The organism is Actinomyces polynesiensis (genome assembly GCF_000820725.1).
Classification (GTDB): Bacteria; Actinomycetota; Actinomycetes; order Actinomycetales; family Actinomycetaceae; genus Pauljensenia; species Pauljensenia polynesiensis.
The window spans coordinates 1-2,026 of sequence record NZ_CCXH01000204.1; the positions used below are offsets into that span (position 1 = coordinate 1).

The 2,026-nt window shown below is 67.1% G+C and carries 1 protein-coding gene; it reads left to right on the forward strand.

Annotated elements, in window-relative coordinates; genetic code table 11:
- The first annotated feature begins 23 nt into the window (after positions 1-23).
- The gene (gene dnaK / locus TA90_RS08695; RefSeq protein ID WP_043535816.1) at positions 24-1,904 is read left to right on the forward strand and encodes a molecular chaperone DnaK; all 1,881 of its coding nucleotides are present in this window, start codon (positions 24-26) and stop codon (positions 1,902-1,904) included.
- Positions 1,905-2,026: the final 122 nt, after the last annotated feature.

Sequence of the window (2,026 nt, forward strand, 5' to 3'; positions counted from 1 at the left end):
ACGGTCGGAAGGAACAGACACACATGGCACGAGCAATCGGCATTGACCTCGGCACCACCAACTCCGCGATCGCGGTCCTGGAAGGTGGCGAGCCCACGATCATCGCCAACGCGGAGGGGCAGCGCACCACGCCCTCCGTCGTGGCATTCTCGAAGACGGGTGAGGTGCTGGTCGGCGAGATCGCCAAGCGCCAGGCCGTCACCAACGTCAGCCGCACCATCTCCTCCGTCAAGCGCCACATGGGCACTGACTGGACCGTGGAGATCGACGGCAAGAAGTACACGCCCCAGGAGATCTCGGCGCGGATCCTGGCCAAGCTGAAGCACGACGCGGAGGAGTACCTCGGCGAGCCCGTCACCGACGCGGTCATCACCGTCCCCGCCTACTTCAACGACGCCCAGCGCCAGGCCACGAAGGACGCCGGCCAGATCGCCGGCCTCAACGTGACCCGAATCATCAACGAGCCCACCGCCGCGGCACTGGCCTACGGCCTGGAGAAGGGCAAGGAGGACGAGAACATCCTGGTCTTCGACCTCGGTGGTGGCACCTTCGACGTGTCCCTGCTGGAGATCGGCAAGGATGACGACGGGTTCTCCACCATCCAGGTCCGCGCGACCGCCGGTGACAACCGACTCGGTGGCGACGACTGGGACCAGCGGATCGTCGACTGGCTGATCCAGCAGGTCAAGTCCAAGACCGGTGCGGACCTGTCCAAGGACCCGGTGGCCCTGCAGCGTCTGAAGGAGGCCGCTGAGCAGGCGAAGAAGGAGCTGTCCTCCGCGACCAGCACCAACATCTCCCTGCAGTACCTCTCGATGACCTCCGACGGCCCGATCCACCTGGACGAGACCCTCTCGCGCGCCAAGTTCGAGGAGATGACCTCCGACCTGCTCGAGCGCACGAAGAAGCCGTTCCACGACGTCATCCGCGAGGCCGGCATCAAGGTCTCCGACATCAACCACGTCGTGCTGGTGGGTGGTTCCACCCGTATGCCCGCCGTGACCGAGGTCGTCAGGGAACTGACCGGTGGCAAGGAGCCCAACAAGGGCGTCAACCCCGATGAGGTCGTCGCCGTCGGCGCGGCCCTGCAGGCCGGCGTCATCGAGGGCGACCGCAAGGACGTCCTGCTGATCGACGTCACCCCGCTGTCCCTGGGCATCGAGACCAAGGGCGGGATCATGACCAAGCTCATCGAGCGCAACACGGCCATCCCGACCAAGCACTCCGAGGTGTTCTCCACGGCTGAGGACGGACAGACCTCCGTGCTCATCCAGGTCTACCAGGGCGAGCGCGAGTTCGCCCGTGACAACAAGCCGCTGGGCACCTTCGAGCTGACCGGCATCGCGCCGGCCCCGCGTGGCGTCCCCCAGATCGAGGTCACCTTCGACATCGACGCCAACGGCATCGTCCACGTCTCCGCCAAGGACCGTGGCACGGGCAAGGAGCAGTCGATGACCATCACGGGTGGGTCCGCCCTGCCCAAGGAGGACATCGACCGCATGGTGCACGAGGCCGAGGCGCACGCCGCCGAGGACAAGAAGCGCCGTGAGGACGCCGACACCCGCAACCTGGCCGAGCAGACCGTGTACTCCATGGAGAAGCTCCTCAAGGACAACGCGGACAAGATCACCGAGGGCACGCGCACCGAGGTCCAGGGCGACATCGACGCCCTGAAGAAGGCCCTGGAGGACGAGGACGTCGACGCCGTGAAGTCGGCGCTGGACAAGCTCAACGAGTCGGGCATGAAGGTCGGCCAGGAGGTCTACTCCGCACAGCAGGCCTCCGAGTCCCAGACCCCCGCCGGTGACGAGGGCGCCCAGGCGTCCTCCGACGGTGGCCAGTCCTCCGGCTCCGATGACGACGTCATCGACGCCGAGATCGTGGACGAGGACGACGACAAGTGAGTGAGGAACCGATGAACGGCGAGCCGGGCCGCGAGCCCGACACCCCCGCTGGTGCATCGGGCCACACGGACGAGGGCGGCGCCGCCGAGGCGGCGCAGGCGGGCGCGGATGCGCCCGCCACC

What these genes read in the sequence shown, in the direction of transcription:
- dnaK (WP_043535816.1), top strand. Translation starts at nt 24, where the DNA reads ATGGCACGAGCAATCGGCATTGACCTCGGCACCACCAACTCCGCGATC.